Here is a 1,363-nt window from a genome sequence, read left to right as displayed (position 1 = left end):
CGCGTATCCTTCCCCGTCGTCCCATCGGTCGTAGCGCGCCCGCGCCGGCACGGGAATGTCTGCCCGTCGTGCATCGGCTGCGCCTTGCGGCCTCGCCTTAGCTCCCGGCTGACCCTGGGGGGATTAGCCTCGCCCAGGAAACCTTGGGTTTTCGGCGGAGCGGTTTCTCGCCGCTCTCTCGCTACTCATGCCTGCATCCTCACTTCCATGCCGTCCACCGGGGCTCGCGCCTCCGGCTTCTCCCGGCATGGAAAGCTCCCCTACCAATCAATTGCTTGATTCCGCCGCTTCGGCGCCGTGCTTGAGCCCCGCGCATTGTCGGCGCGCCCCCACTCGACCAGTGAGCTGTTACGCACTCTTTGAATGCATGGCTGCTTCTAAGCCAACATCCTGGTTGTCTGGGCGGGCGCACATCCTTTGCCACTTAGCACGGCCTTTGGGGCCTTGGCGGGCGGTCTGGGCTGTTTCCCTCTCGAGCGCGCAGCTTAGCCCACGCGCTCTGACTCCCGGGGTCGAAACCATCGGCATTCGGAGTTTGGTCTGGGTCGGTAGGCGGTGAGGCCCCCTCGCCGGTCCAGTGCTCTACCTCCGATGGTCAATGCCCGGGGCCAGCCCTAAAGCTGTTTCGGGGAGAACGAGATATCTCCGGGTTTGATAGGCCTTTCACCCCTATCCACGGGTCATCCCCTCCGTTTTCAACCGAAGTGGGTTCGGGCCTCCACGGGGTCTTACCCCCGCTTCACCCTGCCCATGGATAGCTCACCCGGCTTCGCGTCCGCGGCATGCGACTCAAATCGCCCTGTTCAGGCTCGCTTTCGCTGCGGCTCGGTGTCCCTTAACCTCGCCGCATGCCGCGACTCGCAGGCTCATTCTACAAAAGGCACGCGGTCACCGTCGTCAGAACGGCTCCCGCTGCTTGGGGGCGCACGGTTTCAGGCGCTGTTTCACTCCCCTCTCGGGGTGCTTTTCACCTTTCCCTCGCGGTACTGGTTCGCTATCGGTCATCGGAGAGTGTTCAGCCTTGGAGGGTGGTCCCCCCTGCTTCGGACCGGGTTTCACGTGCCCGGCCCTACTCTGGATCGCAGACCGCAGACCTCGTCCTTCGCGTACGGGGCTCTCACCCGCTGCGGCCGGCCTTCCCATGCCGTTCCGCTCGAACGTGGTTTTCTGACTGCGGCCGGGGCCTGGGGGCCCCGGGCTCTGCGTCCCGCAACGCCGGATAGGCAACGGCCCCAGCCTTGGCGCCGTATCCGGTTTGGGCTCGCGCGCTTTCGCTCGCCGCTACTCGCGCGATCTCGGTTGATTTCTCCTCCTCGGGGTACTTAGATGTTTCAGTTCCCCCGGTTGTCCCCGCATGGGATGG

At 64.8% G+C, this 1,363-nt stretch carries 1 rRNA gene; it reads right to left on the bottom strand.

Annotation, left to right across the window (positions count from 1 at the left end):
- Positions 1–1,363: ribosomal RNA gene (locus ACWI8T_RS09945) — 23S ribosomal RNA — on the bottom strand; the annotation flags it as partial.

The sequence above is a fragment of the Slackia sp. genome (genome assembly GCF_977041755.1).
Note: the sequence above shows the minus strand (reverse complement) of the source record. Positions and strands in the feature narration are given on the sequence as shown.